This window comes from Streptomyces sp. R28, assembly GCF_041052385.1.
GTDB lineage: Bacteria > Actinomycetota > Actinomycetes > Streptomycetales > Streptomycetaceae > Streptomyces.
The window spans coordinates 9,864,406-9,887,733 of sequence record NZ_CP163439.1; the positions used below are offsets into that span (position 1 = coordinate 9,864,406).

Sequence of the window (23,328 nt, forward strand, 5' to 3'; positions counted from 1 at the left end):
TCTCCACCGGCCCTGGCGACGATGCCCCGCACTCCGAAGGCGGCAGCGTTCCGCGAAACGGCGTAGTCGTCACGGAAGCGCGGTCAGAACCACGTAATTCCCCAGGGCTGCGGTCACGTAATTCCCCAGGTGCCGGCTTGCGTTGTGCAGCGCGGTCGGCGTAGCGGCTTTGGGCTGGAGCTGCTTTGGGGCGAGTGATCATGGCCCCGTAAGCTGATGGCGAGTCGGGCAGTCTGTGGACCTGCCCGTTAAGCACGACGTTGGGGCCATGATCTTAGAGGCTCGCCCCAAAGTGGCTGCCTAGAGGTTGTCCCGTAACCGGTGGGGCGGTTGGTGCGTTGGCCGGGCATGGGTGGGGTGATCTCAGCGGATGATCCGAAGTGGATCGAGCCGTTCTCCGGGTTGACCGAGTCGCAGTTCACCAGGCTGGTCGCGTTGGTACGGCGTCGCGGTGGTGACATTCAGCGCGGCCGTCCCTGGCGGCTGCCGCTGGAGAACCGAGTGTTGCTGGTGGCGACGTTGTTCGGGGTCTCGAAGTCTGCGGCCGACCGCATCCTCGATCACCTGGCGCCCTTGCTGGCCATCTCGCCGGCCCGGCGGCCGCGCAAGGACACCGTCTACATCGTCGACGGCACCCTGGTGCCCACCCGTGATCGCAGCGTGGCCGCGTCCAGTAAGAACTATCGGTACTCGACGAACCTGCAGGTCGTGATCGATGCCAACAGCCGCCTTGTGGTGGCGATCGGCCTGCCGCTGCCCGGCAGCCGTAACGACTGCCGGGCGTTCACCGAGTCCGGCGTCGACCGGGTCTGCCGCGGCGCACCGACCATCGCCGACGGCGGATACCAAGGCACCGGCCTGCTCATCCCGCACCGCAAACGACGCGGTCAGACGCACCTCAGCCCACACCAGGAAGCGGAGAATGCCGTCCACCGTCGGGCGCGAGCCCGGGTGGAACACGCCCTGTCGCGATTGAAGAACTGGAAGATCCTGCGGGACTGCCGGCTCAAGGGCAACGGCGTTCACCGGGCGATGCTCGGCATCGCCCTGCTCCACAACCTGGCCCTCGCTGGATAACTCATGCCCCATACGGGACAACCTTTAGTGGTCGTGGCCGCCGACGCTGTTGTTGCAGCCCATGGTCGAACCGATGTGCTTGTCCTGCCCACCGGCGTTGCCCTCGCCGTTGAGCGCGTTGCCCAGCAGGCCGTTGAGGATGCCGACCTGGCCGAGGACGTCGAGGTTCAGGTCGTGCGACTTGCAGGAGGAGCTCTGCAGGACGCTGAACTTGCCGCCGTCCTTGCCGCCGTGACCGCCCTGGTCGGCAGTGGCGGTGCCGGAGCCCAGGAGCCCGACGCTGCCGAGAGTGACGACCAGGACGGCAGCCTTGCGAAGCTTGTGCATGTCATCTCCGATGGAGTGAGGTGAGTGCGATCCGTGAGAGATCGACTTCGTACAGTCATGGGACATTAAATATGAAAAAGCCTTAAAACATCCCACCGGCACGCCGGGGTTGGTGATCTCGCAGCGGAAGCACTCAGAGGTCGTTCTCTTTCCGAACCCCGTGTGCGGATTCCGCTGGTCAGGCATGGGATCGCAGGTGCTGCGGAAGTCTCGGCTCGTTACTGGCCGAGATGTTGTGGGGGTGGCGGATGCCGTCGATGCGGGCCGTTCTGGAGGCCCGGCGGAAGGCCGCCGTGGTGAGGGTGGAGGAGCTCGAAGCCGAACTGGAGCGGGTGCGGACGGACTTGGCGGACGCGGAAGAGGTCCTCAGGCGCCGGGTGATCGGTCTCGAGCAGTATCTGGAGGCACTGGCCGAGGAGGAGACGCCCGCGGAGGTGACCGTGGTGTCGCGCAGGAGGCCGGCCGGGCCGCGACGGCGCGGCTCAGTGTGGGCACGAGCGGTGCACGTGTGTCCTCAGGACTCGGGCCTTTTTACGCGTCGAGTTCTCTAGGCAGCGGCCGGGGCAGTCCGGTACGCGCCGCACGGCGCGGCCACGGACCGTTGCCCCTTCGGCCGCGCAGCTGGACCGCGCGCGACGGACTCACATCCGGTAAGACAACGGCTTCTCAGGCCAAGTGGGCGTAGTGCTGGAGGACTGCGGGTTGTACTGAACTGGATGTGCTCATGGTGTCTCAGGCTGTGTCGTCTGCCGCAGTCTCACGAGCGTGGCCGACTCTGGGCAGTTCGGACGGATCGTACGAACCGCCGAGCTAATTGTCCAGGTTTCGAACAAGCTTCTTCACCCCGGGTGCCACGCCGACGACGCCCTTGCCGTTCTTGGCCGCGGCGATGGTGCCCGCTACGTGGGTGCCGTGCGTGTCGACGTCCCGCGACGCGCCGGCACGAGTGTCGGGCTTGCCGTAGGCGCAGGAGACCGAGTCGGCCGCGTTGAAGTTGGGCGCCAGGTCCTGGTGCTGGTCGTCCACACCGGTGTCCAGGATGCCGACCTTGACCGAGGCGGAGCCCGGGTTCACGGCCCAGGCCTGGTCGGCCTTGATCTGGCTCATGTCGGCCCGGACCGGTTCTCCGGCCGGGGTCGAGGCCTGGGCCGGATTGGCCGGGAGCGCCGGGTTGTAGGCGTCGGCCGGGACGTCCGAGGTGCGCGTGGCGCCGACCTGCTGCACGCCGGCGACGCCGCGCATGGTGGCGGCGAATCCGCTGGACGCCGAGTGGGCGACGATCACGCCGATGGCGTCGAAGTTCGAGAAGACGGTGCCGCCGTTGGCCTCGATCGCGGCGCGGACCGCCGAACTGTCGCCGGGGGCGGTGATCACGAGGTAGGCACGCGTGCCGGCGACCCAGGCCGCGCTCTGGGATGCCGGCACGGCGACCGGAGCGTGGGCCTTGGCGGCCGGCGCGGTGGAAGGGACGACGGGGAGCGTGCCCGCGAGGGCGCCCGGGCGCCGAACGCGAGGGCGGCGCCGAGCGTGGCCGCCAGCACCAGCGTGCGTCTGGGGCGGCTGGATATGGGGGGTATATCAATGCGTCCTCCGGAGACGGCCCGGCCGTGTTGAGGGCACCGGCCGGGCCGTACGAAACGAGTGGTGGATGCAAGATGTCGGGTGCATGCTCCTGTACGGAAGTGCCTTTCCGCGCAGGGACGTTATAGAGGCGTGGCTGAAAAGAGACGTACTCCGGGCATCGAGGCTCGGGATCCACCGAGAGCTCGGCGACGTCGACCGCGCCCTGGCGTACGCCGCCGGCCTGGTGCCAGCCGTGCTGCCCGCACCAGAGCGCCGGACCCGCGCGGCGACCGACACCGCCCGCGCCCTGCTGGCCGTCGGCGACGTGCCGGCCACGTCCGTCCAGCTGCGTCGCCCGGTGGGTCAAGCGTCTGGCCGGAGGCGTCGCCGTCGCCCCTGACCGTTCCGAGGTTAAGCCTCCCGCCCGTCATGCCGGCCGGCCCCTTCACCGCGATGCCGCTCGTGCCCGTGAAGTGCGCGGCGCGAGCGAAGTGGGCCAGACGGACGGCGGGGGATCCCCGTGTGGGTGGGGCGCGCGTGCGGGTGCGACCATCGAGAGGGTCGTGAAGCCATAGGTGCCGGCACCCGCCGCTGAGCGCCTGCAGCGCGACAGGTTCTGCCGCCTGCCGGCGGCCGGCCCGGGGTCACCCCAAGCCGTCACCCAGAGAAAGGCTCCCACGATGAACTCGTTGGACCGCCCCGCACACGGACCCGCGCCGGTCGACCACCGCGCCGCGATCGCGGTGGAGACCGCCCGACTCGTCGCAGCCCTCCAGGATGCCGACCTGACGACCGCCGTGCCCAGCTGTCCCGGTTGGACACTGGCAGACCTGGTCAAGCACACCGGTGGCGTCCAGCGTTGGTTCTCGAGTCTTCTGCACGCGCGCATCCAGGAGCCCCCGCGCACGCGGGAGGTGGACCTGCGGCTCCCGGAGCGGTGGGAAGAGTACCCGGACTGGCTGACCGACAGTGCGACCGTGGCAGCGCAAGCCTTCGCGGCCACGGACCCGGACCTGCCCATGTGGGCATGGGGCGTCGATCAGCACGCCCGCTTCTGGGCACGCCGGATGCTCTTCGAGACCCTGTTGCACCGGGTTGACGCCGAACTGGCCCTGGGCCGCCGACCCGCGATCGCCCGTCCGTCGGCCGTGGACGGGGTCGACGAGTTCCTCGTCAATCTGCCCTTCGCCACCTCCTTCGCGCCACACGTCGCCAACCTGCGCGGTCCCGACAAGGCCATCCGCTTCCGCGCGACCGACGGTGAGGAAAACTGGCTTGTCCGCCTGCGGCCCGACGGCTTCGGGCTCGACACGAACCCTGGTGCTGCCGAAACCGCCGACTCGACCGTTCGTGGAACCGCCGCCGATCTGTTGCTGCTCATCTACGGCCGACTGCACCACGACGCGGCGAGCTTCGCACGTGACGGAGACGACGACCTGCTGAGTCACTGGTTCGCCAACTCCGCTTTCTAGGCGGGTTTACGTCGTCCTGGTCTTCGTGGACCGGCGGCGGAGAACTGGCAGCAGGGCAGTAGTCGCCGGAGCCGCACTCCGATAGCGTACCGACCAGGCGGTACGTTTCGCGGGGTGTCCCGCCGCCTTCAAGTGCTCGATGAACACCAACGTTTCATCCGCAACAGGACGGAGAGCCACTCATGACGCAGGCGCAGAACCTGACCCGCGACAGCCTCGCCTACGCGCGCGAGACCTGGAGAACCCTCGAGCCCTACCACGGGGCCGTCTACTTCTCGCTCGAAGCGGCAGGCCGGTACGGCGAGTTGGGTGTGGACGCCAGGACGGGGTACTTCGCGTCCCGTTCGGCCGCGCTCGGCGCGGCTTCGGCGGAGGTGGTCATCGCCACGTTCTACAACTTCAATCCACAACTGGTGCGCCGGGCCATACCCGCGGCATGGGAGGCCGCTACGCCGCAGCGGTTCACCGCTGCCCGGCTCGCGGGGATCGATGCCACGGTCCGCCGCATCCTCGGCGCGGAGGTCTTCTCGCCGGCGATGGCCCGCGCGGCGGAACTGGCCCGTACCGCAGCGGAAGTGACTGTGCACCACCCGCAAGGCCGCCCACTTTTCGCCGCGCACGCCGCACTGTCGTGGCCGAGCGAGCCCCACCTCGTGCTCTGGCACGCGCAGACTCTGCTGAGGGAGTTCCGTGGCGACGGTCATGTGGGGGCACTGCTGACCGCCGGACTGAGCGGAATCGAAGCTCTCGTCACGCATGCCGCCGCAGGCGACGTCGATGCAGGGGTCCTGCGCGACTCGAGGGCATGGACGCCGCAGCAGTGGGGCGAGGCCGTGCAGAGCCTACGTGAGCGTGGATGGCTCGACGACGGACCGGACCTGGCGCTGACCGAGGAAGGGGCGCGGCGCAGGGCGGAGATCGAGCACACCACCGACAGGCTGGCCGCCCTCCCGTACCTCACGCTCGGTCCCACGGCCTGCGCCGAACTTCGCTCATTGGCCAGGCCGTTCAGCCTTGCTCTGGCGAAGGAACTCTTGCCGTGGGCGGTCGGCCGCCTCAACGAAGGGAGTGCAGGAGAGAGGGCGCCGAGGCCGGGAACGCCCGATGGTGCCTGAACCTCTGCGGAATTCGAGAAAATCAAGAGACAGCTCCGAGAAAAGCAGGCGCGGTAATCTGGGGCCGTGATCGAGGCCTCGGTGGCGCATTTCTACGACGAGCTGGCTGACGACTCCCCCTGATCTATGCGGACCGGGACGAGCGTCCGTCGGCAGGGTGACGTGCTTGACGCCCTGATCGGCCAAGATCGCGCGATGGTCCTCGACTGCTCCTGCGGCATCGGCACGCAGGCCATCGGCCTGGCGCTGCGCGGGCACCGGTCACGGGAACCGACCTCAGTCGCCGCGCCGCCGCCCGCGCTGCCCGTGAGGCCGCCCAGTCGCCGCACACGTTCAGCGAGCCTGCAGCAGGCAGGTAGCGCACCGCGATATACGGGTGCCGGGCCAGGTCAGGGGCGTGCAGCGTGGCTTCCTGCAGCGTGACGGCGACCCGCCGTTCCCGGGCGTGGGCCTGCCGCAGTTCCTCATTCAGCCGCTGCAGCTCCCGAGCCCGCGCGTACACTTCGGCCTCCATCGCCTCCCGCTCGCCCAGCGGCCCGCCCGCCTGAGGTCGCAGCGGCTGGGAGAGCACGAACGCCGTCACGTCTTCGACTCGATGGATGGTCCAGGCGACCTGTCCGTCCGGCCCGAGCACCGGGGTATTGACCAGGGACCACCACCGCTCCTCGAACACACCCGGCTGCCCGCCACAGGGATGTCGTACTTCTGCACCGCCATGGTGTCCGGCTCTTTCGAGCGCAGAACCCGGTGGCAGCAGGCGAGCTTGAGGAACACTCCGTGAAACCGAATTGGCATCGTCATTCGCGAGACTCACTGTCGCACTGGAGACACCCCTCGGAAGGTGCCACAGGGGTGCCGTTTGGCCCGTGGCTGGTCCGGGACCGCTTCGGTCGGAGCTCGAACTGTGACACAAAGTAACCTGTTGATCGCGTAGGGTGGCCACCGTATTGGGTTGCCTGGAGCGCAACGACGCCTCCAGGCAACCGACTTCAGACTCAGAAGAACCCAAATTTCTTTGGACTGTATGAAACTAGAACGTTCTTCGTCTGCTGGTGGTACAGGTTGGTCGGCCTTGGCCTACAGCCGTTTGATCTCCGCGGTCTCCTCATACGTGAGACGGACTGCTGACCGGCGTCCACCTCAGCCTTGCGGACCCAGGTCCGCACCGCCTCGGTCGCACCGGTTCACCGCCGGGCCGCGACTGCTTTCAGAAGCCGTTGCCATACCGATCATGGAGTCTGTCGATCGAACGGGAGTCTCGACCGGGTGATCGCGGGCCCTGCCCGGCATGAGAGCAGAGCCTGGCGGTATGCGGGGAAAATCCAGGGGAGCGGACGGCCGCGCGCTGCTACGGTCGGGCGCCATGAGCTGGCTTCCCGATGACTTCGTCCACCCCGTCCTGGTACCGCTGCCGGGCGGTGGTCATCACCTGCGGCCGATCCGGGAGGTGGACACCCCGCTCGACTATCCGGCTGTGATGGGTTCGCGTGAGCGGCTGTGGACCATCTTCGGCCCGGCCTGGGGCTGGCCCGCGGACACCATGACCTACGAGGCCGACCAGGCCGACCTTTTGCGGCACGAGAAGGAGATCGCCGCGCACCAGTCCTTCAACTACGCGCTGTTCGACACGGCGGAGACAGTTCTGCTCGGCTGTGTCTACATCGACCCGCCGGAGAGGGCCGGCGCGGACGGCGAGATCTCCTGGTGGGTGGTGGACGAGCTGGTGGGCAGCAAGGTCGAGCAGGCCCTCGACGCGCTGGTGCCGCAGTGGATCGCCGCCGACTGGCCGTTCGAGCAGCCGCGCTTCCTCGGCCGTGAGATCTCCTGGTCGGACTGGCTCGCCCTGCCGCAGCATCCCGACACGTAAGCGGTTGTTGCCCGTACCGATCTCGAAGGCTGTCGGTCGAGCGGGAGTCTCGGTCGGGTGACTGCGGCGGTTTCCGCGCGTGGAAGCAGGGTCTCCTGGTAGCTCGGGGGTGCGATCCCATTCCGAGTGGTTCCCGCGGGCCCGGTTGTCCTTGTTGTACGTGCCCGGGCACGTTGACCTCAACTCGCCCGCCGTGTCGTGCGATTGCCTCGCGCATGTGTACGGCAACGCGGCTGGCCATCCGGACCGGGTGCGCCGGTATCCGTCGGACATGACGGACGCGCAGTGGGCGGCTGTCCGGCCGTTGCTGCCGGTGCCTGCCTGGTTCCAGGGGCGGGGTGGACGGCCCGAGGGCTACTGTCATCGGCAGTTGTTGGACGCGATCCGCTACCTGGTCGCGGGCGGGATCTCGTGGCGGGCGATGCCCGCGGACTTCCCCGATTGGGGCCGGGTCTGCGCCTTCTTCCGCCGCTGGCGCGAGCACGGGCTGGTCGCCGAGTTCCACGACCGGCTGCGCGGGACGGTCCCTTGAGGCGCGAGGGCCGCGAGGCCGAGCCCACGGCGGGGATCGTCGACGCGCAGTCGGTGAAGGCCGCGGCCTCGGTGCCGGCCGCCTCACGCGGCTACGACGGCGGGAAGAAGGTGCCGGGCCGCAAACGGCACATCGTGACCGACACCCTCGGCCTGCTCCTGGTCGTCGCGATCACGGCTGCGAACATCGGCGACCGGGACGCCGCGGCGGACCTGCTGAGGCGGCTGCGCCGTATGCACCGCGACATCACCCTCGTGTGGGCCGACGGCGGCTACACCGGGGGCCTTGTCGGCTGGTGCCGGGACAAGCTCGCTCTGACCCTGGAGATCGTCAAGCGCACCGACGACATGGCAGGGTTCGTGGTGTTGCCGAGGCGGTGGGTGGCAGAGCGCACGTTCGCGTGGCTGATGCATTCACGCCGCCTGGCCCGGGACTACGAGACCCTGCCCGCCACCAGCGAAGCGATGATCCGGTCGTCGATGGTCACGCGGATGAGCCGGCGTCTGGCGCGGCCTCGGGCCACCGACCGGCACTGAATGCCCCGACGCCTCCAGGAGGAGCCACCCGCGCTCCGCCAGGCGCCGGGCTTTCGACCGCAGCCCCTCGACCTTCGCCGACGTCGCGTCAAGGCCCACCTCCACCGCGATCTCCTTGGCCCGAAGCGGTCCGTGCCCCGTGGCTCGCTGCTGTTCCAGCACGCCCAGAATGCGCTGATAGTCCGGCGCCAGAACCGTCATCGGCAGCCCTTCCCGCCAGGGCGGCACCGTCGAGCCCGGCACCGGCACGAGCGACAGCACCGCTTTCTCCTCGGCCTCGGTCCCGGCGCTGGTCTCGGCAGCCGAGGCTGCCACGGCCTCGACCACCTCTTCCCGCGCGATCACCCGCCGGTCCAGCTCGATCTCGGCGGCCTCCAACACCTCAGCCAACCGGGCGACTTCCTCCCGTAGTCCTTCCACCCGCCCACGGGCCGCTGTCTCCCGCTCCTCCAGCATTCCCAGCACCGACGCCATCGCGCACCCCTCGCTCACGGAGCGGAAACAAGACGCCGGATGCCTCTCTCATTCCGAGCTACACCATGCCTGACCAGCAGAAATCAACGGATCACGTTCGGTTGAGATACGGCTTCTCATCGCGGCCCACTCGGTCAGGTAGTTCGGACGGATCTCCGCAACATGCACGCAGCACGCTCACGAAGCTCGGGCGGATAAGGAACGGACCTTCCTCGTGGGCCGGCCAGCGGCCCGATCCGCCCACGTATTCGATCGCCTGGCGGGACGCCGTGTCGTGCGGGGCACGCGACGAGCTGACGGGACTGCGACGACACGCACCGGGGGACGTGACACTGCGGTTGCCGTACGCCGACCGGCGAAGGTGCTGCCGCCCTGACCTTGGTGCCGTTGGTGGTGCCTTTGGTGGTGCCGTTGTTGTCGGCGTCGAGGCACTTGTTGCCGTAGACGACGAGTTCGCCGGTGAACGTCTGGTTGCGTCCGCGGGAGCAGTCCCAGATCGGTGCCTGGGTGGCGTTGATGCAGGTGTTCTTCTCGATGTCCGCACAGCGGCCCGAGGCGTGCCGGCCTGCCTGGCAACCACCCCCAAGTCCTGGCGTGAGCAGATCGCTTACGGCGCCTCGACATGTCCCCCGGCTGCCGGGCCGCCGTGCGTACCGGACTGCCCCACGCCACCGTGGTAGTCGACCACTTCCACGTCGTCCAGCTGGCGAACAAGATGCTCAACCTGGTGCGCCGCCGCACCACCGCCACCCTGCGCGGCAGGCACGGACGGGCCGGCGACCCGGAATGGAAGGACCGGCGCCGCCTGCTGCGGAACCGCGAAGACCTCACCGACACCCAGTTGAGCACGATGTGGAACCAGCCCATCGGCACCGTCGACATCGGCATGACGCTGCTGACCGCGTGCATCGCCAAGGAGAAACTGCGCGACCTGCTCGCATGTGCCCGCATCACCGACCGGCACCCCGCCAACCAACGCCTACGCACACGTTGCGTCACCACCCGCCGAGCCCGAGGCCACCTCCACCCCGCCTGAATTCGAAGGCTCCGCAAACCTTGCCGCCGGAATTCGTCGTTCGAGGCCCGGCGGAAAGGTATGCGTTTGGGAATCGCTTCGGCGTTCGTCTCTATGCACGGACGGAGTTCACCGTCGTGTCGCGCGTATTGCGGCTAGATGCTTGATCCGCCGCCGGAGTTGTTGCTCCACCAGGCGCTGTAGGCGTTCAGCGAGTACCGCTTCTGCACGCCGCTGGTCGAGGTGATCTCGAGGCCGAACTGCATCGTGTCGAAGGTGGTGTTGCGCAGGAGGTTCTGCGACGCGGCCCATCGCCAGACCGCCGAGGCGTCGATGCCGCCGGTGTTGCTCTGCTGGGCGGGGATGAGCTGCAGGACGTTCCAGCCGGGATCGGCCTGCCAGACCGACGCGTACAGGACGCCGCCGATGGTCACGTTGGACGCGATCTGCCTTCCCCAGCCGCCTGCCGTCCCCGACCAGCTGGTGAAGACCATGATCTCGTCCTGGTTGCCGGACGACCAGAAGTCACTCGTCCAGTTCCAGTGGTCACTGCCGGCGACGGGAGCCGACGACGTGTTGTACCAGAAGCCCGCCGAGTTCAACTGCGACAGCGGCGTCTGGGGCCGGACCGAGGTGTTCGGGTAGGTCTTGATCCCGCCGCCGGAGTGGTTGGCATCGACGTACCAGGACTTGATGCTGTCGGCGGTCAGGCACTGCGCGCCGGGGTTTTCGCCCCAGACGTTGTTGTAGATCGTCCAGGTGCCCTGGGTGTACTGGCCCCACCGGTCGCAGGTGGAGTACACCTGGGCCTGCGCCGGAGACGCGAAGCTCAGAAACCCGGCGATCACGGCGACGATCAGGGCCAGCCGACCGAACCCGGCCGACTTGCTGCTGACGGATTTGCGGGCTTGCCATCTCATGTGTCCCTCCAAGGACGGCGATGGGTTTTTCCGGCCCCCCCCCGGTCTGGTGGCGGACTCTGGCACCGCGAGGTGTCGCTCGCCGGCGAGTCCGGCTCGGGACGGCGCGACCCAGCCCCGTCCGAGGTGCTTGCGCAGTTGGCCGACCGATCGGCTTGACGGCCGGCCCTGGGCGAAGTGGCTCCTTCCCCTGCTTGCAGTCGGAGTCCCCGCCGAAAGCGAGGCGGCCCGAGAAGGTCGATCAGCTGACGTGTTGACGCCTTCGCTTCCGTTCGCATGCGGTGCTGCTCGCGATGGCGGGTGGCTCATGTCGTCGAGGTGGCGCACTCAAGAACTGCGGGAACGGAGCTCGTCCCCTTGCTTTCAAGACCGGGCTTGCTAGACGCAGGTGCGAAGCGTCGAAGCGTCGAAGCGCTTGCGTCTGCGTGGACAGTAATGACGGGGTATCTGAACAGCAAGGCTCTGCGCAGGAAGACACATTTCTTTCACTGTCGGACGTCACTGTCGAAGCGCGCGAACGGAGTTGTCGAAGCGCTTCGACGATCCTCGGCCGCGCCCGTCACCTGTCCTTGAACGGAACCGCTACTGGCTTTGGTGGATGTGGCGGAGGGTGCCTGCCGGGCAGGTGCCGATGTGACGGGTGCGGAACTTCGGGAAAACTCAGACGGCGGGCGATGGCCGCCACTGGCTCATCCGTGTGCGCCGGCAGCCGCTGCACCTCCAACGCGACACGGGCATCGATCACATGCTTCACCCGCTGTCCGGTGGCAGCCATGCACGCACGGGTCAGGGTCTCGACCGTGTAACCCAGACGGTGCGCGTGCCACCGGTCGTCCCCGGCCGCACATACCGCTGCACCTGTGCAGATCACCATCATCGGCGCCCGGTACTGGCCCGGGCATCGCCACACGGGCCCCGGTGGGCGGGCACACAGTGACCGTCACCGCCAAGGATCCCGCCAAAGCCGTGCGACTCGCCTGGTCAACGCGGCCTTCAAACGCTGCCTGGAGATCTGCGGCGGCGGCACGGCCGCGGGCTCGGCCTCGGAGGTCCGGACCGGCAACGGTGCCAACAACCAGCAGTCGCCCGCGCACAAGCGTCCGACAGCGCCGTACGGCAGTTGCACCGCCAGGACGACCACCTGGCCCACGCGCAGCCGCCGACCAGCCGAGCGACTGCGCCGCCCCGGAAGTCGCCAGCCTCACCAGGGAAGCCGCTCCGGAAGCCGCTCGCCTCCACCCGCCCGCCGTCCGATCCGGCGGGCAAGGACCACCGCCCCGTCCCGCAGGCCGGGCTCCAGGCTGCGCCCCCGTACGGTCACGAGCATCAGCCACATGCCGAGCACCTGCTTCACCCCGCGACCTCCTGCTCCCGGCCCGGCTCGCCCCGCTGAACCCCCGCCACCTCCCGCTCCGGCCCCGGCGAGACCTCCCAGAACCCCGCCGCCTGCCCCCGGTACAGCTGGGCGTACCGCCCGAGGGAACCTCATCGGCTCCTCATGGGGTCTCCCGCACCGCACCCCCGTCGAGGAGCAGCGGTGCAGCCCTACGGCACTGAATCGACCCCCGATGCGGCCTCGCCATCGATGACTTCGATCGAGGCGTTCGCGAAGACCTGCGGCGCCAAGTTCCCCAAGGCCGTCGCGAAGATCACCGACGACCGGGACGAACTCCTCGCGTTCTACGACTTCCCGGCCGAGCATGCCTGACTGGTCGAGTGTCTGGCCAAGGCGCACCTGGTAGACGCCCGGACTCACCTCGTCGGACTGCGCGACGACAGCCGATGCCAACGCGGCAGGCCACTCCCGAGGCGCAGCCCGTCCCCTTGCGGGTACCGCATGAGGTCGTCGTGCCGTGACGATCAGTCAGCATCGCCCGGCGGCGGACACCACGAGTTCAAGCTGAGTAGACACCGTGGGCGCGAGCAATAGCCTGCGCGAGCTGGTGCCCCAGGCCCGCTGCGGATGCGGGGTTTTGGCCGGTGACGAGGCGCCCGTCGGTGACGACGTGTGGAGTGCGTCCCGGACTGCTGGAGTAGACAGCTCCGTGGGCCACAAGCGCGTGCTGCAGGGAGAAGGGGACGATCCCGTCGAAGCCGCGTTCCATTTCGCCCTCATGTGAGAACGAGGTGAGCTCTTTTCCTGAGACGAGATGGCTTCCGTCGGTGAGTTTGAGGTTCACCAGCGCGGCTTGCCCGTGGCAGATCGCCGACACTACTCCGCCGCCCTCGTAGATGGTGCGGGTGATGGTTGCCAGGTCGTTGTCCGAGGGAAAGTCCCACATGGCTCCGTGGCCACCCACGAAGTAGATTGCTGCATACTTTTCCGGAATGACGCGATGAGGACCGAGCGGGTTCTCAAGTTTCTTGCGCACCTTGGCTTCTGCGAGAAATTTCGCCTGGTCTGGATTTTCCTCGTCGCGCCCGATCATCTTCGACTCCTGGCCGCTGACGGTCATAACGTCTATTTCGACTCCGCCTTCTTCCAGGATTCTCCATGGTTCCACGGTCTCGCCGAGGTGAAATCCGGTGGGCAGTCCGCTCGCTCCCATCACCGTGCAGCTGGTCAGGACGAACAGTGCTCTTCTGGTCATGTCGGTTGCCTTCCCGTGGATTACCACGCTTTTGCCGCGGTGAGGAGGTGGTCGTGGAACTTGGCGATGGACGGATCATTGAGGGTTCCGGAACGCGTGGCCAGGTAGAAGGTTGTGATGGGTGGTATTTCGGGTTCCATCAGCACGACCAGGTTGTCACGGGAAATCTCTTCCGTGCACAGAAAGGACGGAAGTACGGCGATTCCTACTGAGGCGACAACTGCAGACTTGACGGCGCGCATGTCGGAAACGACGAGGGCCGGCCGTGCAGGGGGAGGCGATTCAAACACCGTCTGCCAGTAGTGGCGAGTGATGGGTTCGGATTCCCCGTTCGTCACCATGGGGAGCTTTTTCAGCGCTCGTTCGCCGTCGACCTCCAGGATTCCTGGGGGCAGTTCGTCGGCCATCTCCCGGGATGCGACCAGGACGAGGTCCTCATCATTGAGCGGTGTGCTGTCGATGCCGCGGCACCTGGGCTGAATGGAGGATATTGCCATGTCCACGGTGCTGGCCTTGAGGTCTTCCAGCAGGTTGCTCGACGTGTCGAGGCTGATGTCGATGTCCATGCCGTCGGCCGTGAGCTGCGCGAGTGAGGGCAGGACCCGTTCTGACATGAGTGCCGCGGGTCCGCCCAGCCTGAGGGGCCTGTCGGCGAGTGTGGTGCCGAGCCGCCGTGAAAGGGTCTGGTTGAGGTCGCTGATGGCTTGCTTGGTCTCGCTGGCCAGGATCTGGCCTTCTTCGGTCGGGTCCGCCCCTTGCGGAGTGCGGTCGAATAACTCCTGCCCCAGGGCCTTCTCGAGACTCCTGATCTGCTGGGTCACTGCGGGCTGTGTTATCCCGAGTCTGTTCGCCGCCTTGGTGAAGGATCCGCATTCGTAGACCGCTATAAATGTCTGAATCCACCCCAGTTGCATATACCCTTCCCCCGTACATTTGACAAAGCCGGGGTACATGCAATTTGCTGTGCTGTCTACCCCGTTGAAGGTAACTGTATCGAACATGGTTCCGGGGGTCTATCGATCCTTGGTTTGATGCCGTCAAAGTGATGGTAAAAAAGACCGGCGGGTGGTTCCATCCGGCCGTCACGTCGGATAGAACCACCCGCCGGTGGCTGTCAGGCCAGTTCAGCGATGACCAATTCGGCCACCTTCGCGGCGCTGGCGGGGTTCTGCCCTGTCACAAGCCGGTTGTCGGCAACCGCGAACTGCTGAAAATTATCACTCTTTGTGAACTTGGCGCCCTTTGCGATAAGGGCGGATTCGAGCGCGAAAGGAACGACGTCCGTGAGACCGACGGCGTCCTCTTCCTCATTGGTGAAGGCCGACACCTGCTTTCCCTCGACGAGGGGTGTTCCGTCGGTGAGGGTGACGTTGACCAGTCCGGCCGGACCGTGGCAGACGCCGGCGACGACGCCGCCCTGCTCGTAGATGCGGGCCGCGAGCTGAGCAAGTGCGGTCGCGTCGGGGAAGTCCCACATCGTGCCGTGGCCGCCGGCGTAGAAGATCGCGTCGTAGTCGGCCGGGTCGAGGGTGTCGGCGGTGGGGGTGTCGGCGAGCTGTTGCTCATGGGAGGCGAGGAAGGCCTCGGTGACGGTGTCGCCGTCCTTGACCCCGTCGCGGGGGGAGTTGCCGCCGGTCACGGAGACGAATGCGATGTCCCATCCGTGGGAGCGGAAGACCTCTGCGGGGTGGGCCACTTCGGGTACGTAGAAGCCGGTGTTGCGGCCGGTGTCGCCGAGCTGGCCGTGGGAGGTGAGGGCGAACAGTACCTTCGGCATCGTGGTGTCGTCCTTGCCTTGTGGGTGCGGTGATCAGGCGGTGAGCTGGGTGAGTTCGGGCAGGTAGATGCGTCGTTGCTTGCGTGTGATGGCCCGGTCGATGTGGTCGGGTGTGTGGTATCCCCACCAGGCCCACAGCGAGTTGGCTCCTGTGTCGCGCACGGCGAGCGCGTTGGTGATGTGGTCGTCGATGAAGGTCACCGCCGAGGCCGGCAGCCCGTCGCCTTCGGCAAGCTGCTGAACGGCGGTGCGTTTGTCGGAGCACTCGCCGATGACCTGCGTGACCGTGGCTTCGAGCTGTTGGTGCGCCAGGATGTCCCAGACGCTGGCTTCGTCCTTGGCCGTCACGATGGAGGTGCCGCGTCCCTGGTGGCGGCGCAGCAGATCGGCTACGCCGGGGTAGAGGGTGTGCATGCCGAGCCACTCGTCACGCTGCTGCTCGCGCAGCGTCGTGCGCACTGCCGTTGCGCCGCGGACGAGGCTGCTGAGCCGTTTCGGCGGGATGCGATCGAGGATCGCCTCGTAGTCGTCCACGGTGCGGATGGATTCGGCGGCGTTGTCGCGCGCGACCATGAAGTCGTCCAGCAGTCGCGCGTAGGTGCGTACCCGCCGGAAGCGTTCCACGAAGGCGGCCGGCATGGCGGCTGCCAGCTCGGCAATGGGCTTGTCGGCGAGGGCGGCCGGATCGTGGTCGGCGTAGTAGGTGACGACGGCGCATTCGGTGAGGGCATCTGCGATGACGCCGTCGAAGTCGAGTATCAGCACGAGAAGACTCTCCGTTGGGGCCGCGAGGGGCGGGTGTCAGACCGGGGGGTAGGCGCCCGCCCCTCGCGTGTCAAAGCGGGCCGTGCAGGTCAGGCGGCTACGGCCTGGTTCTTTGCGACGGTCTCGAAGACCTGTTGCATGAAGCGGCCCACGTAGGCGTAGTACGAGCAGGTGATGATGTTGCCGTCCACGATGACGTCGGAGTCCACGACGTCTGCCCCGGCGTTGATGACGTCGTCGCGCAGGCCGATGTAGGCGCAGGCGCGGCGGCCCTTGAGGACGCCGGCACTGACCATGATCCAGGGGCCGTGGCACAAGCCCGCCACGACCTTCTCGGCCGCATCCATCGCCCTCACGAAATCCAGCACGTTCGCGTCCTGGCGCACGCGGTCCGGCGCCTCGTGACCACCGGTGAGGATCACGGCGTCGTAGTTGGCGGCGTCCAGCTGGTCGAAGGAAGTCAGCGGCCGGGCGGTCTTGTCCATCGGCAGCGGTATGCCGTACTTGCCCGTGACGTCGGCACCGTTCTTCGTGGCGATGTCGACGTTCCAGCCCTCCTCGATCAGCCGGTAGTAGGTGTAGACGACGTCGTGGTCCTGGAATCCGGGACCGGTGATGATGACTGCGCTGGGCATGCGGTTCTCCTTAGTCGAGTGCCAGGGACAGGTAGTACTGGTCCAGTGCGGGGCGTCGGGCATCTGCCTGTGCCGGGGCGAGGATGTCGAGCTCGCCGGTGACCACACCGGTCAGGCCGAGCGGGATGTGGAAGAGGTCCTGGGGCTGGCGCCGGTAGAAGATGTCGGCGCCGGCGCGGATTCCGAAGGCGAACTCGCCGTCCGGAGACCGTTCACGGAGCTTGGCCTGGGGCAGGAATGAGACCGGACGTGCGGGCAGATTCGGAACCTCGGTGTGCTCCTGCTCGTAGCCGGTGCCCTGCCGGTCATAGTTGTCCCGGAGCCGGATCAGGTCGAACTTGTTGCGGGGGGCTTCCACTTCGACCAGCCACAGCGGGCCGGGCCCGATGCTCTTGCTGGAGTGGAAGGCGCCGCCGGCGATACGCAGGATCGTCCCCGCGCCAACGGGGACCTGACCGGCAAGGGTGTCGGTCACTCCCTGACCTGCGAGGCACAGCAGGTATGTCAGCTTGCGCGGATGGACGTGCATCGAGGTGGATTCACCCTCGTTGATCTTCAGGTTCCACACGTCGACGAAGTCGTCCACGTAAATGCGGTATTCCATGCCCCACGGCTTCGGAATGACTTCGTTGAGGTGGTGATCTTCTTCCGTGTTTTCATTTCCGATGCGTGAACCTTTCCTGACCGCCTCGTTAAGGGCGGAGAAATCACGCGGACCGGGATCGATCCTCACCATCAGATCAGACGCGCTCTGGACGCTTGGAGCCATCTCAGACATGGCTGATCCCCCTTTTTCATGGCTGGCTTCGGTCCCCGGTCTGAGCAGGACGTTAGACAGGACCTCCGTCGACTTCCAAATAGCAGCCGCTATGGTCGCCATAACGGCGCACTGGGGGCTTCGGGACGTGATGACTGCCTGCGTCCCTGCTTATTTGATGCGCAGATCGTCTGTTGGCAGGGTGCCTTTCAGGAATCCGCCCCGCACAAACCGGAGCGGCAGGTTCCTTTATTCGCCCCCTATTGAGGAGACGCACTGTGAGCACCCCTACGCCGGCTCGAGGCCGTCAGGGTCAGGCACCGGACAGCGTGACACCGCAGATCAACTCCATCGGCGTGCTGGGCTACGAGGCCTGCTCGGAGCAGGACACCATCACCCCTCTGGAGATATTCAAGGGGGCCGGGATGGTCACCTCCGGCCAGATCGCGCCGTGGCAGCGCGAGGCGGCCAGCCGCGAGCTGGATGTGCGCCTGGTCGCCCTGGAGCCCGGCGTCATCAAGATGCAGATGGGCACCAATGTCGTGGCCGACTCCGTCCTCAACGACGACGAGCTCTTCGACATCCTCTACATCCCGGGCGGCGTCGGCTCCGGAGCGTTGCTGACCAACGACCGGCTCCACAAGGTCATCCGACGGCACCACGAGGCTGGGAAGGTCATCGCCGCGAACTGCTCGGGCGTCGGTGTCCTGGCACGGTCGGGCATCGTCAACGACGAACCGCTGACCTGCGTCGCGGCCGTGGCGAGGGGCCTGCGCGAGGAAGGCTTCACCGTTCCGGTCGCACGGCGGATGTGGATCGCCAACACCGCCTCCCGGATTTGGACGTTCACCGGCTCCTACGGCGTCAACGGCGGTGCCGTCGCGCTCGTCGCCCACTACTTCGGGCGCGAGGTCGGGACGATCGTCTCGATGATGTTCGACACGCTCGGTGGCATCGGCGACGTCATCTTCGAGGAGACCGGACCCGAGTTCTACCAGCACGCCGAGTTGGAGGCGTCCTTCCAGGACCTCTTCCAGCCCATGCTCTACCCGCCGCAGGACGAGAACGCGACCGCCTAGAGCACCCGATTCCCCTGGAGAGCCGTCACATGACCACGCCCATTCCACTGCGGGACATCGACTGGATCCGCGGCGCGCTGCAGACCGCAGTAGCGCTCGAGCACTCCACGATGCCGCTGTACTGCGCCGCCATGTACTCGCTCGAGGTGCAGAACTACCCCTCCTACAACACCATCCGCAGTGTGCTGATGGAGGAGATGGTCCACATGGCCATCGCCGCCAACATGGTCGCCGCGCTCGGCGGCAGTCCGGACATCAAGGGCCTCGCACCGTCGTACCCCGGCACGGGCGGGCTGCCGGGGGGTGTGGCCCCCGACCTGCGGCTGCGCCTGGCCAAGCTGTCCACCGCGAGTCTGGAGGCGTTCATGCGCCTGGAGGCTCCGGAGTTCATGCTCAACGCCCGCCAGCGCGGATCCGCCTACCCGACGATCGGCGCCTTCTACGACGCCATCCGGGAGGCGATCATCCGTAATGCGGGAGCGGTGGAACGTGCGGTCCGGCTGGGCGGTCGAGCCAACCAGGTGGGCGGCAACCTTGGCTACCTGACCTTCGAGCCGGACGATGACGATCCCGTGGGCAAGCTCCTTCAGGGGCTCGACATCATCACCGAACAAGGGGAAGGCGAAGGCGAGGGGACGGTCGAGACGGCCCGGGAGAACTTCCAGAAGGAGGGATCCCACTACGCTCGCTTCGCCGAACTGCGCTACGGCCGGCGCTACGTCGCCCCCGACGACACAGTCATCTCACGAGAGACGGAACGGGACTTCTTCACCGGCGAGGAGATCGCCTGGCCCGTGGTCATCAACACCCTCGCCGTCCCGGATGACGGGTACGCGGCGCTGCTCGCACTCGACCCTCAGGGGCCCGAAGTCCGCAAAGAACTCGAGGGCTTCGACGACGCCTATACCCAGATGATGGTGGCCCTGGACACCTCCTGGAACGGCCCGGTGGAGACCTGGTGGCCGTCGCTTGGTGCTGCGGTCACGCAGATGGACCAGATGCGCGTACGGTCCTGCTTCAACATCATGCGCAACCAGGTCCCGCAGCCGGCCGTCGCCAGACTGCGCGACCTCTACCCGCGCGAGTACCGGGCGTTGGAGCGCTACACGGACCTGAGCCAGGCCGTGTTCTACGGCCCGCGCTTTATCAACAGCGCCGCATGAACGTGCCGTGGTGGTCCGCACGGTGCGGGCCGCCACGCCACCTTCTCCACCCGACGAAGGGCGAGACCCCACCGTGGTTCGCAACGCAAACCGCCTGCCGCTCGGCGGGCTGCTGGCGCTGGCCACCGCCGGCTTTCTGACCATGCTCACCGAGACCGTCCCCGCTGGGCTGCTGCCCCAGGTCGGCGACGGACTCCATGTATCGGACTCCGCGGCCGGCCAGTTGCTGACCGTGTACGCCGCAGGATCGGTGGTCGCGGCAATCCCCCTGACGGCCGTGACCCGCAGCCTGCCCCGACGTCCCCTGCTGGTGGCCACGATTGCCGCCGTAGCCCTGGTCAACCTCGTCACTGCGGTGTCGGCTTCCTACGAACTGACCGTGGTGGCCCGGGCAGTGGGCGGCATGGCGGCCGGCATCCAATGGGCGATGATCGCCGGATACGCCATGCGGCTGGTGGACGAGCCCCGCAAGGGCCGGGCCCTGGCAGTGTCGATGGCCGGAGTGCCGACCGCGCTCGCCCTGGGTGTCCCGGTCGGCACCTACGCCGGCGACCTGCTGGGCTGGCGCTACACCTTCGCGGCCATCGGCGCGCTGGCGCTGCTGGTCGCAGGGTGGGTGCTCGCCGCTGTCCCTCCCTTCCCCGGTGAGGACGCGGCCGGCCGCACTCCGCTGCGCCAGGTCTTCCTGCTGCCTGGCATCGCCACCATCCTGATCGCCGCTCTCCTCTTCGAGATCGGCCACATGAACCTGTACACGTATGTCGCCCCGTTCCTGCGGCGGGCGGGACTGGGCGGGTCGGTCGGGCCGGTGCTGCTGGCCTTCGGAGTCGCTGCCATGATCGGCCTGTTCGCCGCGGGCGTGTACATCGACAGGAATCTGCAAGGCGTCGTGCTGGCCACTTTGGCCTTGTTCACCCTTTCCATGGTCCTGTTGAGCCTGTGGGGGACACACGCCTGGCTGGCGGTGACCGTGCTGTTCGGCTGGGGCCTCGCGCTGGGCATCGCACCGACGATGTTCCAGGCCGCAGCCGCCAAGGCGGCAGGTACGGCGGCGGAGGTGGCGCAAGCCATGCTCGTCACCGTGCTCAACGCGGGCATGTCCCTGGGTTCCATGACGGGCGGACTCATCCTGAGCGGCCGCGGCGTCGGCGCGCTCCCCTGGACCAGCCTGATCGTGTTCGCCGCGGCACTGGTCCTGGCCGCTGCCACCCGCCGCACGGCCTTCGCCGCGCCCGCGCCCACAGCACACCCACCGCACGAAGACAGGACGCAGCCGCGGGAGCCTGTGCGGTGAGCACCTTCTACCACGTGTGCTTCACGACGCCGGACCTCACCGCGACCATGGGCGACCTCACCCGATCCGCAGGCCTGACCTGGCAGCCCCCGGTAGAGGGCAGGCTGGCCGACTGGGACTACCGCATGGCTTTCACCGCGGGCGGATCACCCTTCATCGAACTCATCGAAACCGACCCCGGCGGGCCATGGGGAGACACCTCCACCCCAGGCTTCCACCACCTGGGCTTTTGGACCTCCGACCTCACCGCCGGCAGAACACGTCTGAACAGCCAGGGCTATCCGGAGGCGTTCTCGGGATGCCCCTACGGACGAGCCTTCGCCTACCACCGCCTGAACAGCCTGGGCGGCCACATCGAGCTTGTCGACCTCACCCGGCAGTCCGCCTTCCTCCAGAACTGGAACCCGGACGGACAGCCGATGCCCGCCATCGACGAATCGAGCCTCGCATGAAACCCATCACCCTGATCACCGGTGGCAGCAGCGGAATCGGTGCCGCCACCGCCCAGAGCCTGCTCAAGCAGGGCCACCGCGTCGCCCTCACCGGCCGTGACCCCGACAAGCTCGCGGCCTTCGCGGCCAACCAGGGCGCCGGCAGCGACCTCATGACACTGCCGGGAGACACCTCCGATGCCTCGGCCGTGAGCCGCGCCGTCAAGAGCGTGACGCAGTGGGGCCGTCTGGAAAACGTCGTGGTCAACGCGGGTTTCTCCCTGCCTGGAACGCTCATGGATCACACACCCGAGGCCATGCACGCCATGGTGCTGACCAATGTGCTGGGTCCCGCACTCGTCGTTCGTGAGTGCATCCCCCACCTGAAGGACAGCCGCGGCCGGCTCGTCCTGGTCGGCAGCGTCGCCGGGGCCAAGCACACCCCCAACAACCTCTACTCGGTCACCAAGTGGGCGCTGCATGCGCTGGCGGAGAACACCCGGCTCGCGGTCACCGCCGATGGTGTCGGGGTGACGCTGGTGGCGCCGGGCAAGGTCGACACCCCCTTCTGGGACAACCGGGGCGGCCTGCCGGACGGCCCCGCGATGAGTGCCCAGGACGTCGCGAGCTGCATCCTGTTCGCCTTGAACCAGCCGCCGGGCATGGACATCAACCAGCTCCAGGTGCGTCCCGTCGGGCAGATCAACTAAGGCCTCCCATACGGTGCAGGGGTCCGGCGGCAGCGCCCGCACCGGTCGCTCTACGCGCCGTGGCCGGCCACCTGCGCGCGTGCCGCCCGGGCCGCCACAGCCCCCTGGACCCGGTGCTCCAGCAGGTCTCCGAACATTGCCCCGCGGCGCAGCACTTGGCGCACTTGTTCCTCTTCCCGAGCCCTCGCGAGGGCGGGGTCGTGCGTGCGCGGAGCAGCAGCGGACGCCGATGGAGTCCGCAGCAGGCGCAGCGCCCGCTGAACCCCGTCTCAGGCAGCCCGCGGCGCGCATGATCCAGTACAGGCGCACCGAGGAGTCCCTCAACTGAGGGCACAGGGGCACCCAGTCGGACAGGTTGGAGGTGTAGAAGCCGCCGTCGGCAGCCCCATCAGTTCCACATCGGATATCGCACTCCGACGCGTCACAAGCCGCGAGGACCTGCCGTGTTATTCGGGCAAGCGGCCGCCGTGTGGTCGACTACGTCGAGCGCGTGGCCCTGGAGCAAAGGCACGCTTCCCCACTGCCGCGGCCCTGCGGGCCCGCAGGGCTTGGTCGCGCCAGGTCTTCCGTTGATCATCATCAGGTTCCGGGCCGGTCTCCTTTCTTCCGGTTCTGCCGGCCGCCTGCGGCTCAGGCGTCCTTGGGCACGTCGTGGCGGGTTGCCTGGCCGAACTCGCCCTCGAGGCGGCCCAGCAGGCGGCTGAGCAGCACGTTGAATTCCTTGAGGTCCTCAGGGGAGAAAACATCGGCGAACAGCCGGCGTTCACGGTCGGTGCGTTGTTGCGTGGCGGCGCGCCAGCGGTCCTGGCCGTGGGCAGTGAGCCGGACGGGCTTGCTGCGGCCGTCGGCCGCAGCGACGGATTCGATCAGCCCTGCCTGGGAGAGGCGGGCCAGACGCACGCTCATCGTGCCCGAGGTGATGCCCAGTTGCTGGGAGAGCGTGGTGGGGGAGGCCTGGTACGGCGGGCCGGAACGCTGCAGGGCCGAAAGTGCCGCCCAGTCGCCGGCGGTGAGCTCGTTGTCAGCCGCGACCTGGGTGAGCAGGCGCTCGAAAAGCCTGGCCATGCGCCCGATGCGCTGGCGGGCGGCCTCGGTCAGAGGGTCGACGTCGGGCATGTCGGCGACCCACCCCGACAGTTCGGCCTCCACCGAGTCGTGTGGCTCAAACGGTTGCTCGGATCTGGGCACCTTTGACACTCCCTTGAGTCTCAAGATAAATTACCTTGGC

At 67.5% G+C, this 23,328-nt stretch carries 22 protein-coding genes and 6 pseudogenes; 14 read left to right on the forward strand and 14 right to left on the reverse strand.

Going from position 1 to position 23,328, the window contains the following annotated elements:
• Window positions 1-348 precede the first annotated feature (348 nt).
• Entirely contained in the window at window positions 349-1,077 is a 729-nt protein-coding gene (locus AB5J49_RS43250) for a transposase (protein WP_369174352.1), read from the forward strand.
• Between the two features lie 24 nt (window positions 1,078-1,101).
• Here AB5J49_RS43250 and AB5J49_RS43255 read toward each other — a convergent pair whose 3' ends face one another.
• The gene (locus AB5J49_RS43255) at window positions 1,102-1,404 is read right to left on the reverse strand and encodes a hypothetical protein (RefSeq protein ID WP_369174353.1); all 303 of its coding nucleotides are present in this window, start codon (window positions 1,402-1,404) and stop codon (window positions 1,102-1,104) included.
• 257 nt (window positions 1,405-1,661) lie between these two features.
• Between AB5J49_RS43255 and AB5J49_RS43260 the strand changes: the two are divergent.
• A pseudogene (locus tag AB5J49_RS43260) lies at window positions 1,662-1,880 on the forward strand (hypothetical protein); the annotation flags it as partial.
• A 361-nt stretch (window positions 1,881-2,241) separates the two neighbouring features.
• On the opposite strand, the pseudogene AB5J49_RS43265 reads toward AB5J49_RS43260, so the two are convergent.
• A pseudogene (locus AB5J49_RS43265) lies at window positions 2,242-2,945 on the reverse strand (S8 family serine peptidase); the annotation flags it as partial.
• Between the two features lie 702 nt (window positions 2,946-3,647).
• Between AB5J49_RS43265 and AB5J49_RS43270 the strand changes: the two are divergent.
• The 3 genes and pseudogenes from AB5J49_RS43270 to AB5J49_RS43280 all read left to right on the forward strand — a co-directional run.
• Window positions 3,648-4,439, forward strand: coding sequence for a maleylpyruvate isomerase family mycothiol-dependent enzyme (locus AB5J49_RS43270; RefSeq protein WP_369174354.1), 792 nt, complete (start codon window positions 3,648-3,650; stop codon window positions 4,437-4,439).
• 182 nt (window positions 4,440-4,621) lie between these two features.
• Window positions 4,622-5,554, forward strand: a complete 933-nt coding sequence (locus AB5J49_RS43275) for a hypothetical protein (protein WP_369174355.1) — start codon at window positions 4,622-4,624, stop codon at window positions 5,552-5,554.
• A gap of 126 nt (window positions 5,555-5,680) precedes the next feature.
• Window positions 5,681-5,871: pseudogene (locus AB5J49_RS43280) on the forward strand (class I SAM-dependent methyltransferase); the annotation flags it as partial.
• On the opposite strand, the pseudogene AB5J49_RS43285 reads toward AB5J49_RS43280, so the two are convergent.
• A pseudogene (locus tag AB5J49_RS43285) lies at window positions 5,871-6,301 on the reverse strand (protein phosphatase); the annotation flags it as partial. The pseudogenes AB5J49_RS43280 and AB5J49_RS43285 sit on opposite strands and share 1 nt — an antisense overlap.
• 616 nt (window positions 6,302-6,917) lie before the next feature.
• Between AB5J49_RS43285 and AB5J49_RS43290 the strand changes: the two are divergent.
• Window positions 6,918-7,421 (forward strand): N-acetyltransferase, encoded by a 504-nt coding sequence (locus AB5J49_RS43290; RefSeq protein WP_369174356.1) that lies wholly within the window; start codon window positions 6,918-6,920, stop codon window positions 7,419-7,421.
• Window positions 7,422-7,638: 217 nt separating this feature from the next.
• Window positions 7,639-8,462, forward strand: a pseudogene (locus tag AB5J49_RS43295) (IS5 family transposase); the annotation flags it as partial.
• On the opposite strand, the gene AB5J49_RS43300 reads toward AB5J49_RS43295, so the two are convergent.
• The gene (locus AB5J49_RS43300; RefSeq protein WP_369174357.1) at window positions 8,367-8,963 is read right to left on the reverse strand and encodes a hypothetical protein; all 597 of its coding nucleotides are present in this window, start codon (window positions 8,961-8,963) and stop codon (window positions 8,367-8,369) included. The pseudogene AB5J49_RS43295 and the gene AB5J49_RS43300 sit on opposite strands and share 96 nt — an antisense overlap.
• Before the next feature lie 622 nt (window positions 8,964-9,585).
• Here AB5J49_RS43300 and AB5J49_RS43305 point away from each other — a divergent pair.
• A complete protein-coding gene (locus AB5J49_RS43305; RefSeq protein WP_369174358.1) occupies window positions 9,586-9,999 on the forward strand; it encodes a transposase in 414 nt (137 codons plus the stop codon).
• A 134-nt stretch (window positions 10,000-10,133) separates the two neighbouring features.
• On the opposite strand, the gene AB5J49_RS43310 is transcribed toward AB5J49_RS43305, so the two are convergent.
• The 3 genes and pseudogenes from AB5J49_RS43310 to AB5J49_RS43320 all read right to left on the reverse strand — a co-directional run bounded on the left by AB5J49_RS43310 (window position 10,134) and on the right by AB5J49_RS43320 (window position 12,252).
• Window positions 10,134-10,898 (reverse strand): hypothetical protein, encoded by a 765-nt coding sequence (locus tag AB5J49_RS43310; protein WP_369174359.1) that lies wholly within the window; start codon window positions 10,896-10,898, stop codon window positions 10,134-10,136.
• Window positions 10,899-11,553: 655 nt separating this feature from the next.
• Window positions 11,554-11,721, reverse strand: a pseudogene (locus AB5J49_RS43315) (AraC family transcriptional regulator); the annotation flags it as partial.
• 378 nt (window positions 11,722-12,099) lie between these two features.
• Window positions 12,100-12,252, reverse strand: a complete 153-nt coding sequence (locus tag AB5J49_RS43320) for a hypothetical protein (protein WP_369174360.1) — start codon at window positions 12,250-12,252, stop codon at window positions 12,100-12,102.
• Between the two features lie 231 nt (window positions 12,253-12,483).
• On the opposite strand from AB5J49_RS43320, the gene AB5J49_RS43325 reads away from it, so the two are divergent.
• Window positions 12,484-12,606 (forward strand): hypothetical protein, encoded by a 123-nt coding sequence (locus AB5J49_RS43325; protein ID WP_369175511.1) that lies wholly within the window; start codon window positions 12,484-12,486, stop codon window positions 12,604-12,606.
• Window positions 12,607-12,793: 187 nt separating this feature from the next.
• On the opposite strand, the gene AB5J49_RS43330 is transcribed toward AB5J49_RS43325, so the two are convergent.
• The 6 genes from AB5J49_RS43330 to AB5J49_RS43355 all read right to left on the reverse strand — a co-directional run bounded on the left by AB5J49_RS43330 (window position 12,794) and on the right by AB5J49_RS43355 (window position 17,444).
• Window positions 12,794-13,489, reverse strand: a complete 696-nt coding sequence (locus AB5J49_RS43330; protein WP_369174361.1) for a type 1 glutamine amidotransferase domain-containing protein — start codon at window positions 13,487-13,489, stop codon at window positions 12,794-12,796.
• A gap of 20 nt (window positions 13,490-13,509) precedes the next feature.
• Window positions 13,510-14,490: a LysR family transcriptional regulator gene (locus AB5J49_RS43335; protein ID WP_369174362.1), complete on the reverse strand. Its 981-nt coding sequence runs from the start codon at window positions 14,488-14,490 to the stop codon at window positions 13,510-13,512.
• A 113-nt stretch (window positions 14,491-14,603) separates the two neighbouring features.
• The gene (locus AB5J49_RS43340) at window positions 14,604-15,266 is read right to left on the reverse strand and encodes a type 1 glutamine amidotransferase domain-containing protein (RefSeq protein ID WP_369174363.1); all 663 of its coding nucleotides are present in this window, start codon (window positions 15,264-15,266) and stop codon (window positions 14,604-14,606) included.
• A 33-nt stretch (window positions 15,267-15,299) separates the two neighbouring features.
• Window positions 15,300-16,031 carry an HAD family hydrolase gene (locus AB5J49_RS43345; protein WP_369174364.1) on the reverse strand — a complete coding sequence of 244 codons (732 nt, stop codon included), beginning with the start codon at window positions 16,029-16,031 and terminating at the stop codon, window positions 15,300-15,302.
• An 89-nt stretch (window positions 16,032-16,120) separates the two neighbouring features.
• Window positions 16,121-16,666, reverse strand: coding sequence for a DJ-1/PfpI family protein (locus AB5J49_RS43350; RefSeq protein WP_369174365.1), 546 nt, complete (start codon window positions 16,664-16,666; stop codon window positions 16,121-16,123).
• Window positions 16,667-16,676: 10 nt separating this feature from the next.
• The gene (locus tag AB5J49_RS43355) at window positions 16,677-17,444 is read right to left on the reverse strand and encodes a cupin domain-containing protein (RefSeq protein WP_369174366.1); all 768 of its coding nucleotides are present in this window, start codon (window positions 17,442-17,444) and stop codon (window positions 16,677-16,679) included.
• 257 nt (window positions 17,445-17,701) lie between these two features.
• On the opposite strand from AB5J49_RS43355, the gene AB5J49_RS43360 reads away from it, so the two are divergent.
• The 5 genes from AB5J49_RS43360 (at window position 17,702) to AB5J49_RS43380 (ending at window position 22,100) form a co-directional block, all read left to right on the forward strand.
• Complete coding sequence (locus AB5J49_RS43360; protein WP_369174367.1) at window positions 17,702-18,502, forward strand: DJ-1/PfpI family protein; 801 nt, start codon at window positions 17,702-17,704, stop codon at window positions 18,500-18,502.
• Window positions 18,503-18,531: 29 nt separating this feature from the next.
• Window positions 18,532-19,665, forward strand: coding sequence for a ferritin-like domain-containing protein (locus AB5J49_RS43365; RefSeq protein ID WP_369174368.1), 1,134 nt, complete (start codon window positions 18,532-18,534; stop codon window positions 19,663-19,665).
• Between the two features lie 73 nt (window positions 19,666-19,738).
• On the forward strand, window positions 19,739-20,959 hold the full coding sequence (locus tag AB5J49_RS43370) for an MFS transporter (protein ID WP_369174369.1): 1,221 nt from the start codon (window positions 19,739-19,741) through the stop codon (window positions 20,957-20,959).
• Window positions 20,956-21,411 carry a VOC family protein gene (locus AB5J49_RS43375; protein ID WP_369174370.1) on the forward strand — a complete coding sequence of 152 codons (456 nt, stop codon included), beginning with the start codon at window positions 20,956-20,958 and terminating at the stop codon, window positions 21,409-21,411. Before AB5J49_RS43370 ends, AB5J49_RS43375 begins: the two co-directional genes overlap by 4 nt.
• Window positions 21,408-22,100 (forward strand): SDR family oxidoreductase, encoded by a 693-nt coding sequence (locus tag AB5J49_RS43380; protein ID WP_369174371.1) that lies wholly within the window; start codon window positions 21,408-21,410, stop codon window positions 22,098-22,100. Before AB5J49_RS43375 ends, AB5J49_RS43380 begins: the two co-directional genes overlap by 4 nt.
• Before the next feature lie 630 nt (window positions 22,101-22,730).
• On the opposite strand, the gene AB5J49_RS43385 is transcribed toward AB5J49_RS43380, so the two are convergent.
• Entirely contained in the window at window positions 22,731-23,216 is a 486-nt protein-coding gene (locus tag AB5J49_RS43385) for a MarR family winged helix-turn-helix transcriptional regulator (RefSeq protein ID WP_369174372.1), read from the reverse strand.
• Window positions 23,217-23,328: the final 112 nt, after the last annotated feature.